We start from the raw sequence: 25,879 nt of genomic DNA on the forward strand, positions 1-25,879 counted from the left end.
TTTTAATGATTAATTGTGAACGATTAATTATTAGTTAAATACAGAAAAACCGTTTGAAATTTATGATATTTCAGACGGTTTTTTTATTTTATAAAATAAAACTTTACCTTTTAGATATGAATAAGATAGAGAATATTCGTGATATGATAATAGAATTCTTTTTGCTACTTTCTTTAGGAGGCACTTTTAATGACTGTTTATCTGATACTCTTAATGAGATAAGTATTTTTGACTATTTTGGTTTAACCTTATTAGGTTTGGGTTTTCTCTTTATGGTAGGAGTGATTATTTATCAAGCTATCACAAAGAGAAATAGAGGAAAATTATACTATGTTTTCATTACATTTTTGATAACAGGTTTTTGTCTATATACTGTCATTAATTATTCAAAGATTAAAAAGGTGGATAGCTCACTTGTTGTTATGAAATTTTCTCATATCAGTGACTTAGCAAGTTCTCACTTAGAGTTACGACAAGACAGTACATATTTGTTTATACAAAATAATTTTATGGGTACAGAATTTTCTAGAGGAAAATACTCAAAAAATGACAGTATCATAAAGCTAAATTACGTTGTGGCAGGAAGTATAATCAAATCTGAAACTTTATTAATTAGAAAAGGATTGGCAAAGGAAACTATACTTTATCAAGTTGAGAAGAACGATAATCAGTATAAAGTCATTGAAAAAACTCTCCCATTTATGCTTACAACATTAGAATAGAATTTACTCTTATGAATATCTCTACATTATCATTATTTCTAGTTTTTATTGGTGGTGGACTGGGTTCAATTGGTCGCTTTCTGTTTTCTAAATGGATTACTACTCCTTCTACTGACTTTCCAACGGCTACTTTTGTTACTAATTTTTTAGCTTGTATTATTTTAGGAGCTTTAGCAAATTACTTAGGTGAAGCTAGACAGGAAAGTGAAAAAATCTTTGCAGCTTTATTTATGACAGGTTTTTGTGGTGGGTTCAGTACGTTCTCTACATTAAACTTAGAAACCTTCAAACTCATTCAAGCTCAAAACTATCAAATAGCATTTGTATATACTTTTTCTAACATAATTCTAGGTTTTATTGGAATTACTATTGGATTTTGGCTGATAAATTTTTTAAAATAGAATTTATGTTTTTTTAATAAGTAAAAAAGTATAAAAATGACAACCTTGTATAAAAAGGTGTTTAAAGAATAAAATTTTGTTTAATGGTTTCTTACAGAATTTTATTTTGTTTTAGGGGTAGGGTTGCATACTATTTTGTTCTTATGATTTATTACGATTTATGTTTTTAGCTGAGATAGGTTTTAACATAAAATGATTTAATATAAAAATTATATAAATGCTTTTTTATTTTAAACAAAATAATATTTTGTAAAAAATGATTTTTAGTGATTTATATTTGGGGTTGCATCTTTTTTAGTTAAAAGAAATATGTACTGAAGAGAAGTTGAAAGCTGTAACCTATGGTGGAAGAAGACGTTAGGATAACTATAAGCAACGAAAGAAACACAAATAAAAAAGCTTTTATTTTTAAATCTTTTAATATGCTTTTATTACTTTTTATTTTATAAAGTATTTAGTTTATACCACTACTCCAAATCACAACCAACTATGAAATTATCAAAATCAATCTTCGCTGTTATTTTTGCTCTTACTTTTTCATTCAACTCTTTTGCAACAAGCAGTTTGCTAGGAGAAAACGATAGAGCAACTATCATTAAAGTAATTCCTAATACTACAAAGTTTGTACTAACATTTGAAAATGTTAAGCAAGAAAACTTAGAAGTAAAGATTTATGATAAAAACTTAGGCTTGTTGTATTCAGAATCTCTTGGGAAAAAAGAAAGCATTGAGCGCACTTATGACCTCAAAGTAAATGGAACTTATACTGTAATTCTGAAAGGAAAAACGTATAATGAAAAAAGAGAAGTAACTGTAAAAAACAGTATAAAAAATGAATTTATAGCTGACTTTGCACCGAAAACTAGCGATAAGAAAGCTATTGCAAATATTAAAAATAACATAGGCACAGTTACGGTAACTCTTACTGATGAAGAGGGAAATATTTTGAAGGAAAAAATAGTTACGTCAGAAAACGTAAAATGTACAGTTAGCCTTGATAATTTAGAAAAAGGAATATATTTTTTACAGGTTATTGGACAAGATAAATCTTTTTATGAGACTTATGTTATCAACTAATCAAAGCCATAACTTATCGTTCATAAAAAAAAGCAACCTTTATATTTATACAGGTTGCTTTTTTTATGCAAAAACGTAAATAAATAAACTATTGAATATACTTCAAAAACTCACTACGAGTAGCTTCTTCATTAAATTTTCCACTATAAAAACTTGTAATTGTAGTGCTAGTTTGGTCTTTTATTCCTCGCATAGATACGCACATGTGAGCAGCATCCAACACAACAGCTATATCTTCTGTATCTAACATTTTCTTTAATTCTTCCCCAATCTGATTGGTCAGTCTCTCTTGTACTTGTGGACGACGAGCAAAATAATCTACAATTCTATGTAACTTTGAAAGCCCTACAACTCCATTATTTGAAATATAAGCAATGTGTGCTTTTCCATGAATTGGAACAAAGTGATGCTCACAATGTGAATGAAAACTAATATCTTTTTCTACTAAAAGTTGATTATAACCAAACTTATTATCAAACATTTTTGTAGCTGGTTTATTTTCAGGATTCAATCCCTTAAAAATTTCCTTTACATACATTTTGGCAACTCTTTTTGGTGTTCCTTGCAAACTGTCATCTGTTAGGTCAAGTCCCAAAATGTCCATTATTTCTTTAAAGTGTTCTGCTATTTTTTCTACTTTTGTATCATCATCAAGCTCAAAGGCATCTTTTCGTAAAGGTGTGGCGATTGAAGTAGCAATGTGGTTTTCACCAATGATTTGTAATTTTTCTTCGTGTTCTATTTTTGTCTTTTCACTTATATTTTTCACGTTATTTTTCTTGTTAGTAATAGAGGTTTGACTCACTTGTTTGTCGTGGTTATGAATGCCATTTATCTTAGGCAGGGCATTCGACGAAGTTCCGTTCAGTTTCATAAAGTTTGATTTTTAAGTCTAAGTTTGAATTAAGTTTTGGGCGTAAAATATTGTAAATCACAACTGCAATGTTTTCAGCACTTGGATTTAATTCTTTGAACTCTGGAATCTCTAAATTAAGATTTTTATGGTCAAAACGGTCTGCAATATTTTCTTTTATCAAATCACTTAGCCATTTCATATCTACAACATATCCTGTTTCTGGGTCAATTTCACCCGTTACTTGTACGATAAGGTTGTAATTATGACCGTGATAATATTGGTTATTACATTTACCAAATATTTCTTGATTTTTTTCATCTGACCAGCTTGGGTTATTTAAACGGTGAGCTGCATTGAAATGTTCTTTTCTAAAAACGGAAACACGCATAATTTTTATATACTATTTTTGAAATAAGAAGGATAACAATAATTAAAATGTTGTATTTTTTAATTTAATTAATTGGCTATCAAATCAGATAAGGACTTTGTGAGAAGTTTTGTTTTGAAAAAAAACTACTTTTATGAAATATTTTATTAGAAAAATTGGAACAAATAGTAAATCAAATATCTTTAATAGTAAAGTTGTTTAAGGAATTACTGTATTTACTAATGTTTTGATTTAGTGATAACAACAAATACAAAATTCTTAAACAAGAAATGATTTTTAGATTTTATTTTTATTTAAAAGGTGTGTGAATTATGGATTTTTTAGACGGTATATTCAAAAAACTATTTCCCAAACGAAATAAAACAATTCCTTTGATAAAAGAAAATCTAAAAAGGTCTGAAAAAGACAAGCTAGAATTTCAGATTTGGACTTCAAGTGGTGATGCAAGGTATTGGTTTGCAAGAATTCACGAATCTTATCACGCAAAAAAACAAGGATTGTCTTCTCAAGATATTGATGTTCATTTGTTTGCTTCTGCAGCTTCGAATGGAATCGCAATTACTTATACGAATGCGATGAGTAGTAAGCAGTTTCGTTTTTTATTTGATAAATTGAAAGAATCTATTCTACAGCTTCCTTACCCTTACAAACTTTATACATCTGATAGAGCGCATTATGAGCGAGTAAATTATGTCGAAACGATAGAAAAGCATTATTTAAAACCTGTTTATGGAACAAATAACGAAGTAGAAACAGAACTAAAAACAGATGGACAGCTTCCTCAATTTTATGGAAATATTTTGATAGAACATATCCAAATTGATGGAGAACCTAGTTTTATTCGTCTTTTAGCAAATATTTATTCAGACAGACTTTTTCTTGATGCTTTACCTTTCGAAGAACTCATAGAGAAGATTTTGAAATAAGGATTTATAGTAAAAAATCGTATTTTTGTAAAACCAAAATTTCACAATAATTCTATTTATGGAGTAGAAATCAAATAAATTGATTGATAGTTAGGTGTTTAAATTAGCTACGCTGAATATTTATTTCGTAATCCGTAATTTTTAATCCATAATTGTTCCTATGTATTCACTTTTGCGCCCTCTTTTTTTCAAACTTGATGCTGAAAAAGCACATTACACAGCGATTACAGGATTACAAACGCTTCTAAAGATAGGAGGTAAATCTATTGTAACCAATCCCATAAATTCAGATAAACGATTAGAAAGAGAAGTTTTTGGATTAAAATTCAAAAACCCTGTCGGTTTGGCAGCAGGTTTTGATAAAAATGCGAAATGGATTGAAGAACTAGACCAGCTCGGTTTTGGGTTTATAGAAATAGGAACGCTGACACCAAAGCCACAAGATGGAAACGAAAAACCTCGTTTGTTTCGCTTAAAAGAAGACAATGCACTTATTAATAGAATGGGATTCAATAACGAAGGCGTAGAAATTGCTATTGATAGACTAAAGGAGGTTAGAAAAAATAAAGCAAATAAGGCTAATATTATTATTGGTGGAAATATTGGAAAAAATAAAATTACACCAAATGAAGAAGCTACAAACGATTATTTGATTTGTTTTGATGTGCTCTTTGATTACGTAGATTATTTTGTTGTTAATGTAAGTTCGCCAAATACGCCAAATTTGAGAGAGTTACAAGAAAAAAAACCACTTACAGAACTCTTACAAACCCTTCAAAATCGTAATCAAGAAAAACAAGAACCAAAACCGTTACTTCTCAAAATTGCACCAGACCTTACTAATTCTCAACTTGATGATATTATAGAAATAGCTAAAGAAACAAAGCTAGCAGGAATAATAGCCACAAATACAACCATCAGCCGAGAAAACTTAAAAACAGAATCTCAAAAAGTAGAGAGTTTGGGAAATGGAGGACTAAGTGGAAAACCATTAAAAAACAGGAGTACAGAAGTAATTGCTTATCTTCATCAAAAGTCAAATGCAGCTTTTCCAATTATTGGAGTGGGAGGAATCCATAGCCCAAAAGACGCACTAGAAAAATTAGAAGCAGGTGCATCTTTGATACAACTCTACACAGGATTTGTTTATGAAGGTTGGGAGCTTATAAGTAAAATAAATAAAGAAATTTTATTAACTAAATAAATCCTCAACGACGGCAACGCCTCATTGATGGTTGAAAATTATGGATACACAAGAACAAGAATACGATTTTTTGCCTTATGTTTTTACTGAAAATCTATATTATATCGATGCAGTAAAACCAGAATGGGAAATTGAAACAAATTCACAAGAAAGTGAAACAAGCCAAACCAATCAAGCTTCACAATATCAAGAACCTACAACAAGAACATTAAAAGAAGAGATAAAACAGATTAAATCAAATAATTCTGAAAAGCAAAGTGAAAAGGGGTTAGATACAGGTTTTTCTTTTTTTGGTAAAAATCGTAAAAACTTCTTGATTTTGATAAAAGAAACGGAGCAAGAAAACCTAAAAGAAGTTGATAGCAAACTTCTGACAGGAATTTTGGCAGCAGGACAACTTTCTTTAAATGATGTTGCTATCGTAAATATGTCAAAGACAAAGGCAACCTTTTTGGATATATACAAAAAACTAAAACCTAATTCGGTGGTCAGTTTTGGAGTTGATACAAAAAACTTGGGTGTTCCACATGAATTTGAACTCTACAAGCCAACCAAAATAAAAGCCATTACGTGGGTTATTTCACATAATTTCGTAGCTCTTCATTCTGATAAAACCAAAAAATTAGGGCTTTGGACAGCCTTGAAGGAACTAGAATGTTATGTTTCTTAGTTTTTACAACCCCAACCGTTCAGCTTCTTTTGGATTCTGTTTTTTGAGTAATGCAAAATCACTATATTGTGTAATAATATTGAATTTTAGAAGAAGGTTAGCTGTGTCTTCACTTGTTTCATAAAGTTCTTCGTGTTTTTTTATGTAAATAGCATTATGCCTTTCTTGGTCTAATTTGAAATATTCTTGCATAATATCATTATCTACTTTTTCACGCTCTTCTTTAGATAAAGCTTCTTTTTGTTTTCCCATTTCTACAAATTGAGAAACATATTCATCAAACCATTTTTGTAATTGTGCATGTATTTCAATTGTGCTACTTTCAGTTTTGTACAAAAGCTCATAAATTTTATTATTGAGCTGATTGGCAAGATTCATAATTCGTTTGCCTAAAGGAGTTTTATTTTCCATACTTTTTTTTTTGAGGTTGAGTATCTTTTTTATAAAAAAGTGATTTCTTTTTACCAAATAAATTGAATTTATTAAATTTATTTTCACAAATTACACTTTTAAACTTCAGTTTGACTGTATTTTTATGAAAAAACATATGAAATCTAGCATTTTTCAAAAAATTCTACAATTACTTTTTGTGTTTTATATTATTCTGTATTCTTCCTGTACTTCTCAAAAAGATGCACAAGAAACAAATGAAGACTATTCAACAGTAAAAGTATATGAAGAAAAAACTGAAAATCCACAAAAAAGAAATAAAAATAAACTGGAAGGTTTGCTTATTAAAAAAGCAGATAGTTTTTACTTTGTAAAAGACTTTAAACAAGCTCAAACGCTTTATGATATGGCTTTGAATAATGTTACTGATGCAGAAACGAAGAAATATTTACTGCAAAAAATTGCTGACATAAGAGAAAATATTGAAGAGAATACAACTAACGATTCGATAAAAAATAGAAATTAATAGTTATTTTTTGATACGAATAATAGCCAAATCATCTGTAACTACGTGATTGATTTTCTTTAAGTTTCTAATTTTTCTATCCAAAAAATTATCAAACTTTGATTCTTGATTGTCTATTAAAAGATAATCAATTATTTCAGATTCACTTTTTTGATGATTTTTATTTTCTAAATTTTTGAATGTAAATATTCCATCCGTACAAATTGATAAGTCTGAAAAATTAAAAAGAGAGAGTTTTTGTTGTTGATTCTTATAAAACTCTTCAAAATTTTCTGTCAGATGGTAGCCTAAGTAATCTGGTGTGTTATTCTGCTCATATTCTGTAAGCTTTCCATCTACACAAATGAGTCCGTCGCCTATTGTTATAATTTCAGCTTTATAATTTTTTGTATCAATAATTCCCAAGATAAGCGTAGAAAGTAGTTCGTTTGTTTCTAAACCTAATTTGTTCTTTATTTCCTTTGTATCCTCTATAAGTTCTTGAAGTATAGTTTTAAGTTTTGATTGCAAATCTGATTCTTGATTTTCCTTTGAGACAAACTCTTCATAAAACTTATTTTTAGCTATTTTTCTAAGGGTTTTACCATATAAAATAGAAGCAAAAACAGACTCTGTTCCCATCGTACAACCATCTAAAACGGCAATCAAGATTTGATTAGAAGCGAGTTGTTCTTTTATCAAAAAATCTTCGCAGTAATTGGTGTGAAACTCTCCGATTTGTAGTGTGGTGTATATTTTCATTTCTAGTATTTCCTAACAACCCATTGGCAAGTTTATCAATATAAAATAATTCGTTTTACTTCCATTTTTATCTGTTACAACAATTTTAAAATTAAATTGATTAATCATAACAGAACAAGGATAATCATTTGCATCTTTACAATTTTTAGCTCGTTCTGTAAATTTATTTTTTTCGCTTCCATATTCAATCCTAACAGCTTCTAAAATTTGCTTTGTAGTTACTTTTGGAAATAATTCAGATTCCTTTCTAGAATATTCTTTAGAAACAAACGAGTTTTTATTTATAATTAATTTCTGCCATTCTGAGTTAAAATGCTTCCAATTCAATAAATCAAGATGTGCTCCTTCATCAGAAACACCCATACTAGTTTGGTAACTTTCAAATACCTCTACATTTGCAATAGAAGAATGTTTTTGAATAATCTCAAAAGTCTTATTTTTAAAATTTTCTCCAAGCCCTAAATTAATTTTAATAGAATCTGTGTAAATCTTTTCAAAATCTTCTCCTTTATTATCAATATCAGAAGAAATAAATTTGATATCTAGCTTCTCAAACTTTACAATGAAAACAGAATCATTTTCAAGTATTTTGTTTACCTCTTTTTTCTGAGGTTCATTATATTTCTGTTCTCTATCACTTAGATTTTTTTTAGGTTCTTTGTCTTCATTCTCCATTTTTACAGCAAATAGAAAGTCATTTTCTTGACTTTCAGATTTTACAGAGTTCGTTGTTTTATTTTTTGGATTACAAGCCATAAAAGCAAGAGATAAAAGGACAAATAATACAAACTTCATTTTGGGTTTTTATTTTAATTGGTTTCAATAATCTCTTTCAACCTCTTTTCAATTTCTCTCCAATCGGCATTCAAATTTAGTGTTTTTATCTGAATTTGATGCTTTTTGAATTGATAATCTAAATTATATTCTTTTTCTATGGTCGGATAAAGTAAAATTCCTTTTGCTGTTGTAGTCTTCTCGCTGTTGTCTTCTTGATTCAATAAATAACTGAATAATTGATATAAATTAGCTGAAAATATTTTCTCTTTTTTATAATTTATAGCCATTGTATTTTGATAATATTTGGCATCAATAATTATTTTTTCGGTTTCATTTTCTAATGAAATATCCGTTTTCATTTGTGGTAAAAAAGTAGTATCAGATAAGTTGTTTTCAATCTTTTCAAAATTCCATTTTATAATTTCTGCTTTTACCGTTGTAAATTTTGTCTGTTCTATTTTATAGAAATTACGAATAAAAGCCTCAAAAAGTTGATTCATTTTTCGTTCATCTCTTGTAAAATCGGAAAAAGTATAGTTTCCTAGTTCGTTTTTATTTTCAGAGGGCAACGTATTTTCATAAATAATCTGACAAACATTCATTACAAACCCATAAAACCGATTATTTCTATGAATTTTGATTTGAGAGAAGAGAGAACTTTTGAGTTCAATCTTTTCTATCGTTTTAGGAAGTTTTCTTTGCAAAAAAATAAGTTCTGTTTTCAGTTTTCTATCTAAATTCTTTGTTTTGATAAGCCTTTGAACAGTAGAAAGCAGAATTTGATTTTGAAGAATATTAAACGAAAAATCATCAAAACCACAAAGCGTTTTTTGCTTTACTAAAAGGTTTTGTTTTAGTGTCTGACTTACTTGTAATTTTCCTTTTACAGCATTTATTTCCTGCACATTTTCGATGTAATCTCTATCAATTCCACGTTTTAAAAGCACTTTTGTAGCGTTAATTAATACTTTTGCAAACAAATCTAAAAGCTCTGTTTTCTCTTCAACATCAACTTTTATTTGTTTGCTTTCATCTAGCTTGTTCCACGCATAACACAGCAAATAGTAAATATTTTTTATTGGGATTAGCATAAAAAAATTACGAATTACGAATTAAAAATTACGAATTGATAAGACAGCAGAATTAATTGTGCAATACCTTCATCATCTCCTCCACTTTCTCCAAATTATCAAACCAGATTTCTTCTAAAAGTGGTTGTATTTCAAACTGAATAACTTGGTTAAACCATTTATTTTCTTTTTGTGTTTCCTTTTCATAATCACAAAAATAACTGTGTCCAATCTGAAAACCTTCTCCCAAATTCATATCTGATGCTATTTCATTATTTATTCTCTGAATAGCATTTGAAATATGATTGATAAGTTCTTTAGAAATTCCTTTTTGAGCTAAAAATTCTTTAAACTTCTCTCCAAAATCTGGCTTTAGACTAATAAAAGCAAAACGCCTACGAAGCGCATAATCTACCATAGCAAGTGAACGGTCAGCCGTATTCATCGTTCCGATAAGATACAGATTTTTAGGAACATAAAACGTTTCATTCTCGTCTTCTGAATAGGTCAGTTTTAGAGCAAACTTTTCTTCTCGCTTATCGGCTTCAATAAGCATCATTAGTTCGCCAAAAATTTTGCTCAAATTTCCTCTGTTTATCTCATCAATGATAAAGAAGAAACTGCGTTCTGGGTGGGCTTGAGCTTTCTTACAAAAATCATAAAAAACACCATTCTGTACTTCAAAACCTCCTGTTTTATTGGGACGCAATCCTTGTATGAAATCTTCATAACTATACGACTGATGAAACTGTACCATTTCTATATTGAGATTATTGGTCTGTCCCATAATTTGATAAGCAAGTTTACGAGCAATAAACGTTTTCCCTACACCTGCTGCACCTTGTAAGATGATATTTTTCTTTCTTTTCAAAATTTCTACCGTTTCAAAAAACTGCTCTTCACTAATAAATGGCTTTTCTTCATCTGTTTTGAAGTCATACTTTTTGATGACTTGCTTCTTTGCAATTTGCCTTTCCTCATCTTCTTTTTCTTCTATAATTGCCCTAATAATCTGATAATCCTTCTTACTTACTTCAAACAAACTCCCTTGATTATTACGCAAAACAGCACAATCTTTCAAATCTTCATTATTTTTTAGCTCCTTCCAACTTATCGGAACTTCTAGTTTTTCGATGAGCTTAAATTCAATTATTTTATCGTCTCCTATTTCGTGCAGAGGTTTTGTAATTTGATAAATTGCTTTTATTTGCTTGGTTGGCGTACTTTCATAGCCCAAAACGATGTCTTTCTTTCTTACATTTTCAAAGTTTTTGTAGGTATTTCGCTTGTGTCCTTTGTCTGTGAGAGCTGTGTAGGTTTGTGTTTCTCCTACTTTACTTTCACTAATACTCCAAATTTTAGGATTTGCATTGAGCCACCAATAATTTTCGTTTTCTATTTCCTGTTTTTGCTCTTCGTATTCGTTTTGTTCGTCTAAAGTTTGAACTATATCTATATCTACTGGTAAATTATATTTTTCAAAAGTTTCGGCAAGTTCTGGGTTTTTTAATAAATACTGTTCTAGTACAAGGTTATACTTTCTAGCACTTACAAACCTGTCATTAGAAAATAAATACTCCTTCTTACCATTAGCAGAAAATTTAGAATGCTCAAAGGGTTTATCTGTAATCCATTCTATTTTTCTGGCTTTATACATAGGATGATTTTTGTAAGCTCCTATATCATAACTATCTAATACTTCACTTGTAATAATTCCTATTCCCAAACAAAAATTGAAGCCTTTTGCAGCAAAGATAACATCTCCTATTTTACACTTTGCAAATAGCGCAAACCTATGATTGTAATCTAACCCAGCTCCGTAAGAAGAAGGTAAATGACTAGCTTTTTTCACTGCATATTTCATTTCTATAAAACTATTTTCAAGATAATACTCCCAATTATTATCTAAAGAATCAATATCTACTTTGTAATAATTACGATTATTTTTTTTCTGTGATTGCATAAATATAGCTTATAGCGCATTCTAAAGAACACAAAATTTTTATCTAAATTTGAAATTATAAACTTACAAAAAATAGCCAAACGAAACCCAAAAAATGATACTTTACGCAGATAGTGGCTCTACCAAAACTGATTGGGCATTAAAAACTGAAGAAGGAAAAATTATACGCTGGAAATCTGGAGGTTGGAATCCCTATTTCTTGACGACTGAACAGATGATAGCCGAAGGAAAAGAATTTGTCAATCAATCTTACCAGCAAAATGAAATTACTGAATATTTAGAGGAATATTTATACAAAGTAAATGAAATTCAGTTTTATGGTGCAGGTTCTTCTACGGAAGCCAACCGAAAAATTGTTTATTCTGCCTTAAAAACACTTTTTCCACAGGCTAAAAGAATAGAAGTTGCTCACGACCTCTTGGGTGCTGCTCGTTCGGTGTATGACGATTCAGAAAATAGAAAAGGAATTATTTTGATTTTGGGAACAGGCTCAAATGCGTGTTTGTATGATGGAAGCGAAATAAAACAAGAACTGATAAACTTAGGTTTTTGGCTCGGTGATGAAGGAAGTGGAGGCTTTTTAGGAAAAAAATTAGTAACTGATTTTTTGTATAAACGTCTGCCAAAAGACATTCATAATTTGTTTTTCGAAGAGTATAAATTAGATAGAGAAATTGTTTTGAAAAAAGCCTATCAAGAGCCAAAACCGAATGAGTTTTTTGCCTCTTTTGTTCCTTTTCTACATCGGAATAAAGATAATTCTTTCATTAGAAATTTAATAGAGAACTGCTTTGATGAGTTTTTAGGTAGAATAGAAGAAGAATTTAAGGATTTGAATCTTAATTTTTATGCTGTTGGTTCGGTAGCTTATTATTTTGAAGGTATTTTGAAAGAACGAATTGAAAATCGTAATGGTAACTTGGCTAGAGTTGTTAAAAGTCCGATTGAGGGATTATTAGATTAAAAGTGAATTTTGTTATACTATTTTAAATTAAATCCGTTAGCTTATTAGTAGCAAACATTAATATTCATTTCTATGTACAACTCAGTAAGATATACTATACTTTCTTTAGCTCTTTTCATCACAACTATATCAGTTAGCACAGCACAGTTACTTGATAATTCTCTTTTCAAAATTACCCAAAATAATAAAATAGGTTTTATTGATATAGATGGAAATATAGTTATTCCTCCTAAATTCATACAAGCAGGAAATTTTTCAAATCAGTTGGCAGAAGCTCGTATAAAAGGACTTTATGGGTATATTAATAAAAAAGGAGCATTTGAAATAAAACCACAATTTGAATTTGCCTTGCCTTTTAATGAAGAACGTGCAGTTGTATATCAAGATGCTAGACCTCTTGTTATAGACAAAAAAGGAAAAATAATAATTGATAATCCAAACTTTGCTCATATATCCAATTTTGAAAATAATCTAGCATTGATTACAACTTCTACAGGAAAGAAAGGGTTTGTAGATACAAAAGGAGATTTAGTTATTGATACTGTTTTTTCTAGTGTTAGAAATTTTGAAGATGGTTTAGCTATTGTTTATGGAATATCCCCTAAAAATGAAGAAACGACATCAAAAATAGGTGTAATTGATAAAAATGGAAAGTTTATAGTTCCTTATGGAAAATATACAGATATAAATTCATTCAATGAGGGATATGCTATTGCAGAAAAGGAGGAGGGAGAAAATAGTAAAAAAATCATTTTGAATAAGAAAGGAAAAGTTGTATTTGAGTATATAGAAAAGAATCATATTAGTATGGGAGATTATGTAAACTCTGGTGTCATTAAAATGTCTATGTATAAGCATATGAAAAAAGAAAATACTGGTGTTTCCTTTACTACTGAAAAAAAGTATATAGGTTATATGGACTTGAATGGTAATATTTTTATAGATGATATTCAACACAAATACGGAGAAGAGTATTCAGAAAACAGAACATTTGTAAGCAAAGGAAGCTCTTATCACAAATATTATATATTAAACGAAAAAGGTGAAAGAGTTACTGATGAAGTATTTGCAAAAGTTGCCAATGAAGGTTTTAAGAATGGGTTTGCAGTAGTAGAAAAAAATGCTCGTTGGGGAATTATAGATAGGGAAGGTAAGTTTGTAGTCGAACCTATATTTAATGAAATAAATACAGAAGTTGAAGATGCTTTGTTTCTATTTACTGGAGGGAAAAAAGATGGAGAATTTGATTTTAGTTTTCTGAAAGAAACGTATGGAATAGCAAACACAAAAGGCGAAATAATCTTAAAACCTATCTTAAAAGAATTTGACAGAAGAGGCTTTGTAAACGGTCTTTTGTTAGGTAGTTTGGATAAAGAAGGTAAAGAAATGGTTTATATAAATAAACAAGGAAAGATAGTTTGGAAGTCTTCACAGACAGAAAAAATAGTAAACCTTAATTTGGAATATTTCAATATCGATTATATGAATAGAGGTTATTTTTATGCTAATTCTAATGAAACAGAAGGCATTGGAGGCTGGGGAGGTTCAGATAATTACTCAGAAAAAGATGTTCTTATTGATATAAAATCAAAAAAGACTAATCCTACTGACAGTATTCTAGTTTTTATAGATACAGATAGAGTTATCCCTATTGCAGGAAAATACAAAGGAAGGTATGTCTTTATTAGTAATGTTAGCGATAAAGGAATTACATTTGATGCCCAAGATAGTCGTTTATATGCAAAGATGCAGGCAATAAATAAAAAGGGAGAGTGGCAAGATATTGAATATTTGCCTAGTAGTTGGTGTGGAAATAGTTATCATACAATGACTTTAAAGTCCAATCATACTTGGAAATTCCTCACACCTATCTATGAAGGAAACTTCAAAACACAGTTGAGGGTAGCACTAATCATAAAGAATAATCACAGAGACGAAAGCAAATCCATTATTCAATACAGTAAACCTGTTTATGGTAGCATAAACTTGTCCCAGTTTTGGCGCAAACCTAGCTATTCTCCTCAAGGATTGATGGATCCTTATTTTGATTAATAATAGAAAATATTTTTTTAATGAGCAAAAATGTACAATCTGCTTTGGCTACTTTTCGCTGAAGATAAAAAGGTTTTTCTTCTAGCTAAATAGATGTTATTATGCTTTCGAAAAGGAAATTTAACTAGGATAGTAAAACGTCCGATTGATGGATTGATAAAATGAAGTAAATAAAAACCCTAAGAGTTTTAAAAATTCTTAGGGACTTAATTGCTTTTTTATAAAATCTATACCAAATCGGTAATATCTTTTACTCCTAATTGTGCTGTTTTTATAAATCCTTCTCCGTAATCTACTTGAATAGCGTGCCCAAACTCTTTTGCTCGTGCTTCCAAAAACTGTACAAAACGAGGCGAAGAAATAAAAGTTTCTTCTTCATCAGATTGGTAGTTTGGATTATGAAATTGCGATTCGAAAGCCATAACTGATTTCATTTTTTGTTCCCAAAATGGCGTTACATCTACTACAAAATCAGGTGTAAGTATATTGCTTTGAATGTAATGATAGATGTGTTTTGGTCGCCAATGTTCTTGTTTGTGTCCTTCCCATTCTGTTTCTATTTTTATAAGTCCACTCAAAAAACAAGAAGTTTTCGAAAGTTCTGCGCCTTTTCCGTGGTCTGGGTGTCGGTCTGAAGGTGCATTTATCAAAACTATTTCGGGTCTGAATCTTCTGATAGCTTGAATTACTTTCATACGATGCTCATTATCATCATAAAAAAAGCCATCTCTAAACGCTAAATTTTCTCGTATATCAAGTCCTAATATTTTGCCTGAATTTTGAGCTTCTACATCACGAATTTCTGCACTTCCTCTTGAGCCTAATTCGCCTCTAGTAAAATCTACAATTCCTATTTTTTTTCCTTTGGCTGCTGCTGCTAAAAGAGTTCCCGAGCAGCTAAGTTCTACGTCGTCTGGGTGGGCTGCAAGTGCAAGAATGTCTAATTTTACGTCATTATTTGTCATATTAAATAGCTTTTATTTATTGGTTATTTGTACTGATTTGCAAAGATAGAAATTTGAAAAGTATTTGTAGGTACAATTATCTAGCGAACAATTACGAATTACGAATTAAAAATTACGACCTGTCAAAGCAGTGAAGCTAACTAATAGCTCAGTGGAGTCAATTTATATTTTTAAATCGTTGAAAATCAGTTGGTTGGTAAATAAAAAATAGCAACTTATTTAATTTTAATTCCTATTAAAGTTACGTCATCAATTTGTTTTTGCGAACCTTTCCAATTTTCAAAAAATGTTTCTAACTTTTCTTTTTGTGTATTCATGTCCTCCTTGTGATATTTATGAAGAAGGTTATAAAAAGGTCTAGTACGTATTTTTTTATCATTTTCTCCTCCAAATTGGTCTTGATAGCCATCTGAAAATAGATAAATTGTTATTCCCTTTTCTAATTTAATAGTGTGAGTTTCATACTTTCTTTTTTTATACTGACTTCCTCCAATCGGCATTGAAGAGCCTTTTATTTTGACAATTTCATCTTCTTGAATATACAGAAGAGGATTTTTTGCTCCTGCAAAGGCTAAATTTTCATTGTCTTTTATTACACAAACGACCATATCCATTCCATCTTGGTTTTCGGTTTGGTCTTGTTTGAGAGTATGGTAAACACCATTATGAAGATTGATTAAAATTTCGCTTGGTTCTAAAATTTTTCTTTTTATTACTGTTTCATTCAAAAGCTCATTTCCTACCATTGACATAAATGCTCCTGGAACGCCATGTCCTGTACAATCTGCCACAACAATCACTTTTGTATCTCCTTCTTCAAAAAACCAATAAAAATCTCCACTTACAATGTCTTTTGGTTTGAATAAAATAAAAGCATCATCAAAACTTTCTTTAATTTTACTAAGTGAAGGAAGCATTGCATCTTGAATCCGTTTAGCATAATTGATACTTGCCTTTGTATCATCATTTTGTTTTTGAAGTGCAGCTGATGTTTCTTCCAGTCGTTGTGAAGTGATTGTAATCTCTTCGTTTTGTTGTCGGAGTTCTTCTTGTGTCTCTAGTAAGTCTTGTGTTCTGATAGCTACTTTACCTTCCAAATTTTTATTGGTTTTGTACCCAATCAGTAAAGAATAAAAAATTAGTTGTAAAACTAGGGAAACAGCAAAAGCCGTATCTAGTCTATAAAATAACTCTGCTTGTGTTTCACTATCAATATTTCCAAAAATATTATTGTATAAAACAATGACAAAAGCAATAAAACATACTGCATAAAATATTGAATTTACGATAAGAAGATAAAATGCATGTTTTTGTCCTTGTTTAGAAAGACGAACGCAAATAATGATATTCGAAATTGTATTTATAAGAAGAGTTACAGAGAATAAAATGAATAATATGTCAGAAGCTATCTCTATATTAAAAAACAAAAAACTGGTAAGACCTGAAAGAATAGCCAAAACTACTATTTGTATTTTGTAGAAAGTTGCCCAGAAATTAAAATAGTCTTGGAGTTGTAAGAAATAATATATATATCCTGTGAAGATAGCATAACCAAATATTAATACTGGAGGAACAATATTTTCTATATCTAACCAAAAACTGGCAGGAAACACCTTGTCTATATAAAGAATACTGAAACTAAGTAGAAAAACTACATAAAAAAGAATAGATTTGTCTCTAATTATGAGAAATAAGAAGAAATTGTAGATAGCCATTATAATTAAAATTACACTAGCTAAAAGAGATATGCTTGTATCTAAACTTACAAAGTCTAGAAAAGCCTCTTTATTTATTAGGGCGAACGAAAAATAACTAGAATCCTCTGTACTACTTTCTGTTCTTATATAAAATGTTTTTGTTTGATTTCTCTCTAAACGGATAAAAAAGCTATCATCATAATACGAATAAGAAGGATTCAAATCCAAAATTTTAGTATTCCAAGTAGTATCTTGCAAGGCTTCATAAAGTTCTATTTTATCAGCGTAATTATAATCAACATTTACATAATACTCCTGTATAGGAATATCATTCGCTTTTAGCGTAAACTTATACCACTTAACACTAGAAGGAACAAAAAGTGAATCTACATAAGGGATAAAGTCATCATTTTTGTTTTCTAAGACTTCCAAAAAAGTAAGGCTTTGACTTGTGTCAGACAGAACTTGAAGAAAAGGCTCTAGTTCAAAACGTTGGTGTGAATAAAACTGATCGTTGTCTTTAGCTAGTTGTGTAGGTAAAACAGCTACTTTATGAGAAAGAGAATCTGCCACTAATTTGGGAACTAAAAAACTAAAAAATAAAGCAGAAAAAATAAATGCTCGGAGCAGTAAGCGCATAATTTAGTAGGGAATATTCTGTATAATAAAAGCTATCTCTGTTTTTCAGTAACTCACTAAAAATAAAATCCTATTTATTTTCCATAGAGTAGAGTTAGGTTTTTAAATCTAACTCTATGGAGAAATTTGTTTTACAAAAGCAACTGCGATAACCATTTAATGAGACAAACTAATTTAGCTAAAAAAATCGTAAATAATCGTATCTTTTAAACTTATTATAACTTCACTATTTTTATACATACATGTTCTAGCCTGATAAACGATATTGTTTTATTGAAAGTATTTCAGATTTATTGAAGTATCAAAATAGAAGGTATTCAAAAAGCTGTTTTGGTATTCTAAATAATTACTAATGACCAAATAATCTATTATATTTAGTGTACCACTACTAAAAGGGTATAAATTGACTATCTGAAACGTTATAAAAAGACTTTGATTAAGCATTTATATTCTTCCATTCCAAAAATCGCATATCTAATACTTTAGCTACTTTTTCATAGTTTTCCCACGTATCTTCTACTAGATACATACAATCATGTTCTGGAAAAATTTTTCTATAATCTTCAATATATTTTCCAGTTGCATAATAGGCATCAGCAAATTTTTGAGCCTTTTCATTAAGCATTTCATCAGAAATAACTCCGTCCCAAAGTTCACTAAAAATACAACAAGAAATAGAACGTTGTTCTAAATTTCTAATTTGCAGACCTGCTTCATCTTCAAAATCTTCACTAGTAAGGTCATTTTTTGCTATCCAAGTCAAGAAAATACCAATGTGAGTATGAGCGTGAATAATGGACAAATCCATAAATTCTTTTTTTTCTAAGTGGTCGTTGGCTTTATCGTAGAGCATTTTTTATTAAAATCTAGAAGTAGTAAAAAGTAATATGATTAAAGTTTATGGGTGTATGTTTTGCTAACAGAAAAAGTGAGTATGAAATCGTTAAGGATAACATACTCACTTTTGTACAAAAATCAATCTAAAAATACCCTTAATATAATTCAGGAAACTCTTGTGGATTAAATTCGTGCATTAAATTATAAGCTGCCTCTGTAATGTCTTCTGGATTTGGCTTAGAAAAATAATCTCCATCTGTTGCATAGGCTGGACGGTGGTCTTGTGCCGAAATACACACAGGCTTAGAATCTAAGAATTGATACGCATTTTGTTCGTCTAATACTTTTTGCATCATATAGGCTGTTCCTCCACCAGAAACATCTTCGTCTGCAAAAATAACACGATTTGTCTTTTTGATAGATTCCAAAATAGCATGATGACGGTCAAAAGGAAGCAGAGTCTGAACATCAATAACTTCAATATTTACGCCTAACCTTTTAAGTTGTTCGGCTGATTCCATCACAATTCTACACATAGAACCATACGTAACCACCGTAACGTGATTTCCTTCTTGTAAAATTTCTGGAACTCCTAAAGGAACGGTAAATTCTCCTACGTTATCAGGTGTTTTTTCTTTCAAACGGTAGCCATTCAGACATTCAATAATCAAGGCTGGGTCATCAGATTTGAGCATTGTATTATAAAAACCTGCTGCCTGTGTCATATCTCTAGGAACTAAAACATAAATTCCACGAAGCGCACCCAAAATAGTTCCGATAGGTGAACCTGCGTGCCAAACTCCTTCCAAACGATGTCCACGAGTACGGATAATCATTGGTGCTTTCTGTCCTGCTTTTGTTCTGTAACGCAAACAAGCCAAATCATCTGATAAAATTTGTAGTCCGTACAACAAATAATCTAAATACTGAATTTCTGCAATCGGACGTAAGCCACGCATTGCCATTCCAATTCCCTGTCCCATAATAGTTGCTTCACGAATACCTGTATCTGTAATTCTACTTTCTCCAAACTGCTCTTGCAAACCTGCAAAGGCTTGATTTACATCGCCAATTTTTCCGACATCTTCTCCAAAAGCAACGACTAAAGGATTTTTTTCAAAAGCATTTATAAAACACGCCTGTAAAACTTCTCTTCCATCAACTACTGGACTTTCATCAGAATAAGTTGGTTTTATTTCTTCTACTTTCAAAGCTGAAAGCTCTGTTTCAGAATATAAATGAGAGTTATAACGGTCGTGATTTTCAGTATTTGTGCGTTCTAAAAACATTTTCAAATTTACACGAACAGGATTTTCTAGGTCGTTTTTCAGTATTCTCAAAGCAGCTTTTACGGCTTTAATCGTATCCAAACGCATTGCATTGAGCGTGTTTTTTAAGGTAACATGAACGTCAACTAATTCATTTTGAACAGCTTTATTTGAAGACTGATGATTTGCTCTTTCAATTAAGTTTAAGGCTTCATCTTGGTCAGTTTTCATATCTTCATTAAATGCTTTCCAAGCATGATTTCTAGCATCTCTAGCTCTTGCAAATGATTCTTTTTCTATTTTATCTAATTCTGCTTCGTTTGCAATTCCTTCTTCAATAATCCATTTACGCATCTGAACCAAACAATCATGTTCTTTTTCCCATTCCAAACGCTCTTTTGGCTTATAACGAGAATGCGAACCCGAAGTAGAGTGTCCTTGTGGCTGTGTAACTTCTTCTACGTGTATCAAAATAGGCTGATGTTCGGTACGACAAAGGTTTGCTGCCTTTGCATATACTCTACATAATTCTGCATAATCCCACGCTTTTACTTTTATAATTTCGTAGCCTTTATGATTTTCATCTCTTTGAAAACCTGCTAAGACTTCCGAAATACTTTCTTTTGTAGTTTGATATTTTTTAGGAACAGAAATTCCATAGCCATCATCCCAAACTGACATCAAAACAGGCACTTGCAAAACGCCCATTGCATTAATTGCTTCCCAAAAAAGACCTTCTGAAGTAGAGGCATCACCAATCGTACCGAAGGCTATTTCATTTCCATTTTTTGAAAAGTTGGTATATTCTGATAAAATATCAGCGTTTTGTCTATATGTTTTTGATGCTAGTGCCAAACCCACCAAACGAGGCATTTGTCCTGCTGTTGGAGAAATATCAGCACTTGAGTTATATTGTTCTGTAAGGTTTTTCCAGTTACCGTTTTCATCTATTGAGCGAGTAGCAAAGTGTCCATTCATCTGACGACCTGCCGATGCTGGGTCGACTTCTACGTCTGTATGTGCATAAAGTTGTGCAAAATACTGCTCTAAAGTAATTTCTTCTAATGCCAACATAAAAGTTTGGTCTCGGTAATAGCCCGAGCGAAAATCTCCTTTTTGAAACGCTTTTGCCATTGCAATCTGTGGAACTTCTTTTCCATCTCCAAAAATTCCGAATTTGGCTTTTCCTGCGAACACTTCCTTTCGTCCTAATAAACTTGCATTTCGGCTTTCCCAACCAATACGATAATATTTCAAGACTTCTTTAGGCTCAAAACTAGTATTTTGATTGGCACTTGAATTTGTGTTTGAATTATTGTTTTTTGGATTTGACTCTTCTAGCGTTTCGTTTGTTTGCATAATTTTAGGTGGCTTTAGAACAATTACGAATTAAAAATTACGAATTACGAATTTAATGCGCTTATTTTCAATGACTTACATTAAATATGGTATGTATCAGCTTAATTTCTATTTCTTATTTTTGTGAATTTTATCTGTGTGTTTATTTAGACTTTAAGAATTAATCATTAAGGTCTAGAAAATGTGTTTCTTACAAATTTAACAAACCAAAGGCAGATTTGGAAATTTAGTTTTTGTCAGAGAAAAGAACATTATAAGCTATTCATTTTGAGTGATTTATAGTTTGCAATAAGTTTTATAACCTTTTAATACTATTTTCTTGGTTTTTGTTTTGGAGAAACTGGTAAATACGAAAGGAATTTTGAATTATAAAAAATGTAAAATTATTCTTTTTTAGACTGATTTGATTTTACACTATCAATTTTATTTTGAATATCTTTTTTCCAATTTTCTCCATTTCTTACTTTCAACTCTTTCCAAATAGTTGAGTTATAAATTCCTTTAGCTCTCACAAAATTAAATGTAGTTAAACAATCTGTCGTAATATCTACATATAAAAAGGAATGGGTTAATGTGATTGAATCGTAATTCCCTACACCTTCTCTACTATTCAGACCCATTCCACCAGTAGAAAATAATATTAATGTATCATTTTTGACTGCTTGTAAAGCATTATCTTTTATTTTTTCAAAAAAAACTGTCGTATCACTTTTATAATCAAGAGCGATTAATAAAATATTAGCTTTTGCTTCTCTGACATATTCATTTGAGAGCAATGATTTTCTTTTTTGGTCAATTTGATAATCTTGTGCAAAAGAACCAAAACTAACAAAAAGTAAAAGGAGAGTTATTTGTAAAGTTTTCATAGCATATTTTTAAGAGTTTTATCTTCAAAACGATTTGAGTTTTTATAAATTGCAGAAGATATAAAACTGTGTTAGTATTGTGATGATAAAGTATGTATTCATTAAACTATTGACAGCCTTCTAAAAGGACTTTCAAAGTCTAACAAATGTCAAAGAAAAAAACTATCTTTGCATCTTACTTTTGCTATAAAAAAAACTGAAAATATACGTTCTCTACAAATGACAGCACAAGAATTACAAACCAAGCTAGACAAAGCACTAGAAAAATATGAAATCGTAATTGGTCTTGAAGTCCATGCCCAACTTCTTACACATACAAAAGCCTATTCTTCTGACCCAAACGAATATGGAAATGCGCCAAACACGAATGTAAGCGTAATCACACTTGCTCACCCTGGTACGCTTCCAAAATGTAATAAAAAAGTATTGGAGTATGCTATCAAAATGGGTGTTGCTTGTGGTTGTGATATTACAGAATACAATATTTTTGATAGAAAAAATTATTTTTATCCCGATTTGCCAAAAGGCTATCAGATTACACAAGACAAAACACCGATTTGTAGAGGTGGTTTTGTTCCAATTACACTTCCAAGTGGCGAAGAAAAAAAACTTGAACTGACACGCATTCACATGGAAGAAGATGCAGGAAAATCAATGCACTTAGCTGCCGAAGTTGATACACTCGTCGATTTGAATCGTGCAGGAGTTCCTTTGATTGAGATTGTTTCAGAGCCTTGTTTGCGTTGTAGTGAAGAAGCCTATTACTATTTGCAAGAAGTGCGTCGTCTTTTGCGCTACTTAGAAATTTGTGATGGAAATATGGAAGAGGGTTCGATGCGTTGTGATGCCAATATTTCGGTGCGACTCAAAGGAGAAGAAACTTACCGTACAAGAGTAGAGGTAAAAAATATGAACTCATTTAGAAACGTACAACGAGCGATTGATTTTGAAGTAATTCGTCAAGTAGAGTTTTATGAAGACACAACTACAACAGGCGAAATTTATGGAGAAACTCGTATGTTTGATGCAAATACAGGAAATACATACAGCCTTCGTGCAAAAGAAACATTGAATGATTATCGTTATTTCCCAGAACCAGATTTGCAACCATTAGTGGTTACAGAGGAATATTTACAGACAGTAAAAGCCTCACTTCCTGCGCTTCCTCGTGAGCTAAAAACACGTTTTATGAAAGACTATGAGCTTTCAGAATATGACACAAATATTTTGATTGATGATAAAGAAACAGCTTTATATTTTGATGAATTATGTCAGAAGAACAATAACTATAAAGCTGCTTCCAATTGGATTACTAATATTGTAAAGTCGTATTTGAATGAAAACAAACTCTCATTTGATGATTTTTCTTCAAAAATGGGTACAGATAAAATGGTACAACTTATCGAATTAGTAGATTCAAATAAAGTAAGTTTTGCCTTAGCTGCTCAAAAACTTTTCCCTGCTCTATTAGAAGATACTACAAAATCGCCAGAAGAAAAAGCAAAAGAGTTGGATATGATTCAGAGTAGTGATGAAGATTCTATTTTGCCAATTGTGAAAGAAGTATTGAATCAATTTCCTGATAAAGTAGCTGCATACAATGGTGGAAAAGTTGGTTTATTGGGAATGTTTATGGGACAAGTAATGAAAAAATCTAAAGGAAAAGCTGACCCAAAAGTAGCAAGTGCTTTGATAGAACAAGAACTAGAAAAAATGAAATAGCATTCTATCTTTCGACAATTATTCATCATCTAATTCAAAATCTATATGTTAGGATTTGTATTTATGTATTTCATCGGCAAGTATTTCTATGAACTTGCTCAAAAGGCTAACAAAACAAAGTCAATAATGTGGCTTTTTGCTGTTTTAGGTGTTATTTCTTATTACATAGGAACTTTTATTGGAGGAGTTGCCATAGGCTTTTTTGCTGTTATTTTTGATATAAACCTAACCTATTATCCAGACTTTGCTGTTAATTTAGTTGGCGTTCCTTTTGGGATTTTGATGTGTTGGGGATTTTATATGATTCTCAAAAATGTTTGGAAGAAGAACGAAAGAGAAACTTATATTAAAGATGATGATATTTTAGATGCAAATTTTTAAATTTTAGATTATCTATTTTTCGATAAAAACAAAGGGTTCAGAAATTACTTCACTTTAAAGTAACTTCTGAACCCTTTGTTAAAAATTGCTCAAAATGCCATTGTTGGTGTTTTAGCAAACCGACACCAACAACCAAATAATTAAGAAATACGCCTCACTTGTTTTCTGCGTTCGATTTCTTTTTGTATCAATAAATATTCTCGGCTAGTTTGTCCTGCAATAGCTGTATTTTCATCTGCTCTTCTAATAAGATAAGGCATTACATCTTTTACTGCGCCATAAGGAACATATTTTGCAACATTATATCCTGCTGCTGCCAAGTTATTCGACATATTATCGCTCATCCCATAAAGCTGTGCAAAGTGAAAATTAGAGTCATTTTTTTCAATATTGTACTTGTCCATCAAAATAACAAGTGAATAACAACTAAGCTCATTATGCGTTCCTGCACAAAGCGCAATTCTTTCTCTATTTTCTACACAAAACTCCATACCTGCATCAAAATCTCTATCTGTGCTTAATTTATCTGGTTGAATAGGGTCTGGATAACCTTTTTCTTCTGCTCGTTTGCGTTCTTTTTCCATATATGCGCCACGAACAAGTTTTGCACCGATATAATAATTTTCTTCAACGGCATTTTGATAAGCTGTTTTCAATTTTTCAAGCCTATCGATAGTGTACATTTGGTATGTATTGTAAATTAAAGGCTCTTCTTTGTTATATTTTTGCATCATCTGATACGTCAAATCATCTATGGTTTCTTGAAACCACGTTTCTTCCCCATCTATAAAAAGGCGAACTTTGTTTTGATGCGCTATTTCACAAATTTCATTCAGTCGCCTATTCAAGTTTGTCCAACCTTCTTGTTCTTGTGCATTTAGTGGCTCTTTTGCTTGTACTTTTTCTAAAACTATTGAGTGTCCAATTCCTGTAATCTTGAATACACAAAAAGGAATATTCTTATCTCCCTTTGCTCTTTCTATGGTTCTGATTATTTCCTTTTTTGTTTTCTCAAATCCTTGTACAGATTTTTCTCCCTCTACTGAATAATCTAAAATTGTTCCTATACCTGCTTGTGTGAGTTGTATAACTGTTCTTTCACTTTCTTCAATCGTTTCACCACCACAAAAATGCTCAAAAAGAGTATTCTTTACGGCAGGTTTTACAAATGGAATTTTAATTTTGAAAGCCAGTTTTAAAAGAGGCGTTCCAGAATCTACGATAGTAGGCTTGTTCATTGTCCAAAAAAGCAAATTCATCTTTTTTAGGTCAAAATCCGAACGAGTAGCAAAGGCTATTTCAGTATCATCAAAAGAAACGTGTTCTTTTGCCATCTGAATAATCTCTAAGGCAGATAAATCAGACAGGCTTTGCTGATTTTGTGTAGAATTTGAATCCATATTTTTTTACAGTTACCA

General features: G+C 30.7%; 24 protein-coding genes. 11 read left to right on the plus strand and 13 right to left on the minus strand.

Features of this window, described 5'->3' with window-relative positions:
• Nucleotides 1-116: 116 nt before the first annotated feature.
• The 3 genes from WAF17_RS19545 to WAF17_RS19555 all read left to right on the plus strand — a co-directional run bounded on the left by WAF17_RS19545 (nucleotide 117) and on the right by WAF17_RS19555 (nucleotide 2,200).
• Nucleotides 117-722, plus strand: coding sequence for a hypothetical protein (locus tag WAF17_RS19545; protein ID WP_338763405.1), 606 nt, complete (start codon nucleotides 117-119; stop codon nucleotides 720-722).
• 11 nt (nucleotides 723-733) lie between these two features.
• The gene (crcB, locus tag WAF17_RS19550; protein WP_338763408.1) at nucleotides 734-1,123 is read left to right on the plus strand and encodes a fluoride efflux transporter CrcB; all 390 of its coding nucleotides are present in this window, start codon (nucleotides 734-736) and stop codon (nucleotides 1,121-1,123) included.
• A 489-nt stretch (nucleotides 1,124-1,612) separates the two neighbouring features.
• Entirely contained in the window at nucleotides 1,613-2,200 is a 588-nt protein-coding gene (locus tag WAF17_RS19555) for a T9SS type A sorting domain-containing protein (protein WP_338763410.1), read from the plus strand.
• Between the two features lie 88 nt (nucleotides 2,201-2,288).
• Here WAF17_RS19555 and folE read toward each other — a convergent pair whose 3' ends face one another.
• Entirely contained in the window at nucleotides 2,289-3,074 is a 786-nt protein-coding gene (gene folE / locus WAF17_RS19560) for a GTP cyclohydrolase I FolE (RefSeq protein ID WP_338763412.1), read from the minus strand.
• Nucleotides 3,037-3,444: a 6-carboxytetrahydropterin synthase gene (locus WAF17_RS19565; RefSeq protein WP_338763414.1), complete on the minus strand. Its 408-nt coding sequence runs from the start codon at nucleotides 3,442-3,444 to the stop codon at nucleotides 3,037-3,039. Before WAF17_RS19565 ends, folE begins: the two co-directional genes overlap by 38 nt.
• A gap of 311 nt (nucleotides 3,445-3,755) precedes the next feature.
• Between WAF17_RS19565 and WAF17_RS19570 the strand changes: the two genes are divergently transcribed.
• The 3 genes from WAF17_RS19570 to WAF17_RS19580 all read left to right on the plus strand — a co-directional run bounded on the left by WAF17_RS19570 (nucleotide 3,756) and on the right by WAF17_RS19580 (nucleotide 6,244).
• Entirely contained in the window at nucleotides 3,756-4,370 is a 615-nt protein-coding gene (locus tag WAF17_RS19570) for a hypothetical protein (protein WP_338763416.1), read from the plus strand.
• Nucleotides 4,371-4,530: 160 nt separating this feature from the next.
• Nucleotides 4,531-5,574 (plus strand): quinone-dependent dihydroorotate dehydrogenase, encoded by a 1,044-nt coding sequence (locus tag WAF17_RS19575; protein WP_338763419.1) that lies wholly within the window; start codon nucleotides 4,531-4,533, stop codon nucleotides 5,572-5,574.
• 40 nt (nucleotides 5,575-5,614) lie between these two features.
• Nucleotides 5,615-6,244 (plus strand): hypothetical protein, encoded by a 630-nt coding sequence (locus WAF17_RS19580; RefSeq protein ID WP_338763422.1) that lies wholly within the window; start codon nucleotides 5,615-5,617, stop codon nucleotides 6,242-6,244.
• 3 nt (nucleotides 6,245-6,247) lie between these two features.
• Here WAF17_RS19580 and WAF17_RS19585 read toward each other — a convergent pair whose 3' ends face one another.
• Nucleotides 6,248-6,655 carry a hypothetical protein gene (locus tag WAF17_RS19585; protein ID WP_338763424.1) on the minus strand — a complete coding sequence of 136 codons (408 nt, stop codon included), beginning with the start codon at nucleotides 6,653-6,655 and terminating at the stop codon, nucleotides 6,248-6,250.
• 136 nt (nucleotides 6,656-6,791) lie between these two features.
• Between WAF17_RS19585 and WAF17_RS19590 the strand changes: the two genes are divergently transcribed.
• Nucleotides 6,792-7,160 carry a hypothetical protein gene (locus WAF17_RS19590; protein WP_338763426.1) on the plus strand — a complete coding sequence of 123 codons (369 nt, stop codon included), beginning with the start codon at nucleotides 6,792-6,794 and terminating at the stop codon, nucleotides 7,158-7,160.
• Between the two features lie 3 nt (nucleotides 7,161-7,163).
• On the opposite strand, the gene WAF17_RS19595 is transcribed toward WAF17_RS19590, so the two are convergent.
• Genes WAF17_RS19595 through WAF17_RS19610 form a run of 4 tightly spaced genes read right to left on the minus strand, consistent with a single transcriptional unit; the run spans nucleotide 7,164 to nucleotide 11,711 of the window.
• Complete coding sequence (locus WAF17_RS19595; protein ID WP_338763428.1) at nucleotides 7,164-7,901, minus strand: protein phosphatase 2C domain-containing protein; 738 nt, start codon at nucleotides 7,899-7,901, stop codon at nucleotides 7,164-7,166.
• Between the two features lie 12 nt (nucleotides 7,902-7,913).
• Nucleotides 7,914-8,696 carry a hypothetical protein gene (locus WAF17_RS19600; RefSeq protein WP_338763430.1) on the minus strand — a complete coding sequence of 261 codons (783 nt, stop codon included), beginning with the start codon at nucleotides 8,694-8,696 and terminating at the stop codon, nucleotides 7,914-7,916.
• Between the two features lie 14 nt (nucleotides 8,697-8,710).
• Nucleotides 8,711-9,769: a 5-methylcytosine-specific restriction endonuclease system specificity protein McrC gene (mcrC, locus tag WAF17_RS19605; protein WP_338763433.1), complete on the minus strand. Its 1,059-nt coding sequence runs from the start codon at nucleotides 9,767-9,769 to the stop codon at nucleotides 8,711-8,713.
• 52 nt (nucleotides 9,770-9,821) lie between these two features.
• Complete coding sequence (locus WAF17_RS19610; RefSeq protein ID WP_338763435.1) at nucleotides 9,822-11,711, minus strand: AAA family ATPase; 1,890 nt, start codon at nucleotides 11,709-11,711, stop codon at nucleotides 9,822-9,824.
• Between the two features lie 94 nt (nucleotides 11,712-11,805).
• On the opposite strand from WAF17_RS19610, the gene WAF17_RS19615 reads away from it, so the two are divergent.
• Together WAF17_RS19615 and WAF17_RS19620 are read left to right on the plus strand one after the other, a co-directional pair.
• The gene (locus tag WAF17_RS19615) at nucleotides 11,806-12,675 is read left to right on the plus strand and encodes an N-acetylglucosamine kinase (protein WP_338763437.1); all 870 of its coding nucleotides are present in this window, start codon (nucleotides 11,806-11,808) and stop codon (nucleotides 12,673-12,675) included.
• Between the two features lie 72 nt (nucleotides 12,676-12,747).
• Nucleotides 12,748-14,727, plus strand: a complete 1,980-nt coding sequence (locus tag WAF17_RS19620; protein ID WP_338763439.1) for a WG repeat-containing protein — start codon at nucleotides 12,748-12,750, stop codon at nucleotides 14,725-14,727.
• Between the two features lie 227 nt (nucleotides 14,728-14,954).
• Here the strand turns inward: WAF17_RS19620 and bshB1 are convergent, their stop codons facing one another.
• From bshB1 to WAF17_RS19645, 5 genes are all read right to left on the minus strand, one after another.
• Entirely contained in the window at nucleotides 14,955-15,692 is a 738-nt protein-coding gene (bshB1, locus tag WAF17_RS19625; RefSeq protein ID WP_338763441.1) for a bacillithiol biosynthesis deacetylase BshB1, read from the minus strand.
• Between the two features lie 215 nt (nucleotides 15,693-15,907).
• Complete coding sequence (locus tag WAF17_RS19630; RefSeq protein ID WP_338763443.1) at nucleotides 15,908-18,028, minus strand: SpoIIE family protein phosphatase; 2,121 nt, start codon at nucleotides 18,026-18,028, stop codon at nucleotides 15,908-15,910.
• A gap of 436 nt (nucleotides 18,029-18,464) precedes the next feature.
• Nucleotides 18,465-18,881: a hypothetical protein gene (locus WAF17_RS19635; RefSeq protein ID WP_338763445.1), complete on the minus strand. Its 417-nt coding sequence runs from the start codon at nucleotides 18,879-18,881 to the stop codon at nucleotides 18,465-18,467.
• 139 nt (nucleotides 18,882-19,020) lie between these two features.
• Entirely contained in the window at nucleotides 19,021-21,492 is a 2,472-nt protein-coding gene (locus tag WAF17_RS19640; RefSeq protein ID WP_338763447.1) for a thiamine pyrophosphate-dependent enzyme, read from the minus strand.
• Nucleotides 21,493-21,875: 383 nt separating this feature from the next.
• Nucleotides 21,876-22,358, minus strand: a complete 483-nt coding sequence (locus WAF17_RS19645; RefSeq protein WP_338763450.1) for a hypothetical protein — start codon at nucleotides 22,356-22,358, stop codon at nucleotides 21,876-21,878.
• Nucleotides 22,359-22,577: 219 nt separating this feature from the next.
• On the opposite strand from WAF17_RS19645, the gene gatB reads away from it, so the two are divergent.
• Nucleotides 22,578-24,080, plus strand: coding sequence for an Asp-tRNA(Asn)/Glu-tRNA(Gln) amidotransferase subunit GatB (gene gatB, locus WAF17_RS19650; protein ID WP_338763452.1), 1,503 nt, complete (start codon nucleotides 22,578-22,580; stop codon nucleotides 24,078-24,080).
• A gap of 45 nt (nucleotides 24,081-24,125) precedes the next feature.
• A complete protein-coding gene (locus WAF17_RS19655) occupies nucleotides 24,126-24,461 on the plus strand; it encodes a hypothetical protein (protein ID WP_338763454.1) in 336 nt (111 codons plus the stop codon).
• Nucleotides 24,462-24,601: 140 nt separating this feature from the next.
• Here WAF17_RS19655 and WAF17_RS19660 read toward each other — a convergent pair whose 3' ends face one another.
• Complete coding sequence (locus tag WAF17_RS19660) at nucleotides 24,602-25,861, minus strand: proline dehydrogenase family protein (protein WP_338763456.1); 1,260 nt, start codon at nucleotides 25,859-25,861, stop codon at nucleotides 24,602-24,604.
• Between the last annotated feature and the right edge of the window lie 18 nt (nucleotides 25,862-25,879).

The organism is Bernardetia sp. ABR2-2B, assembly GCF_037126435.1.
GTDB lineage: Bacteria > Bacteroidota > Bacteroidia > Cytophagales > Bernardetiaceae > Bernardetia.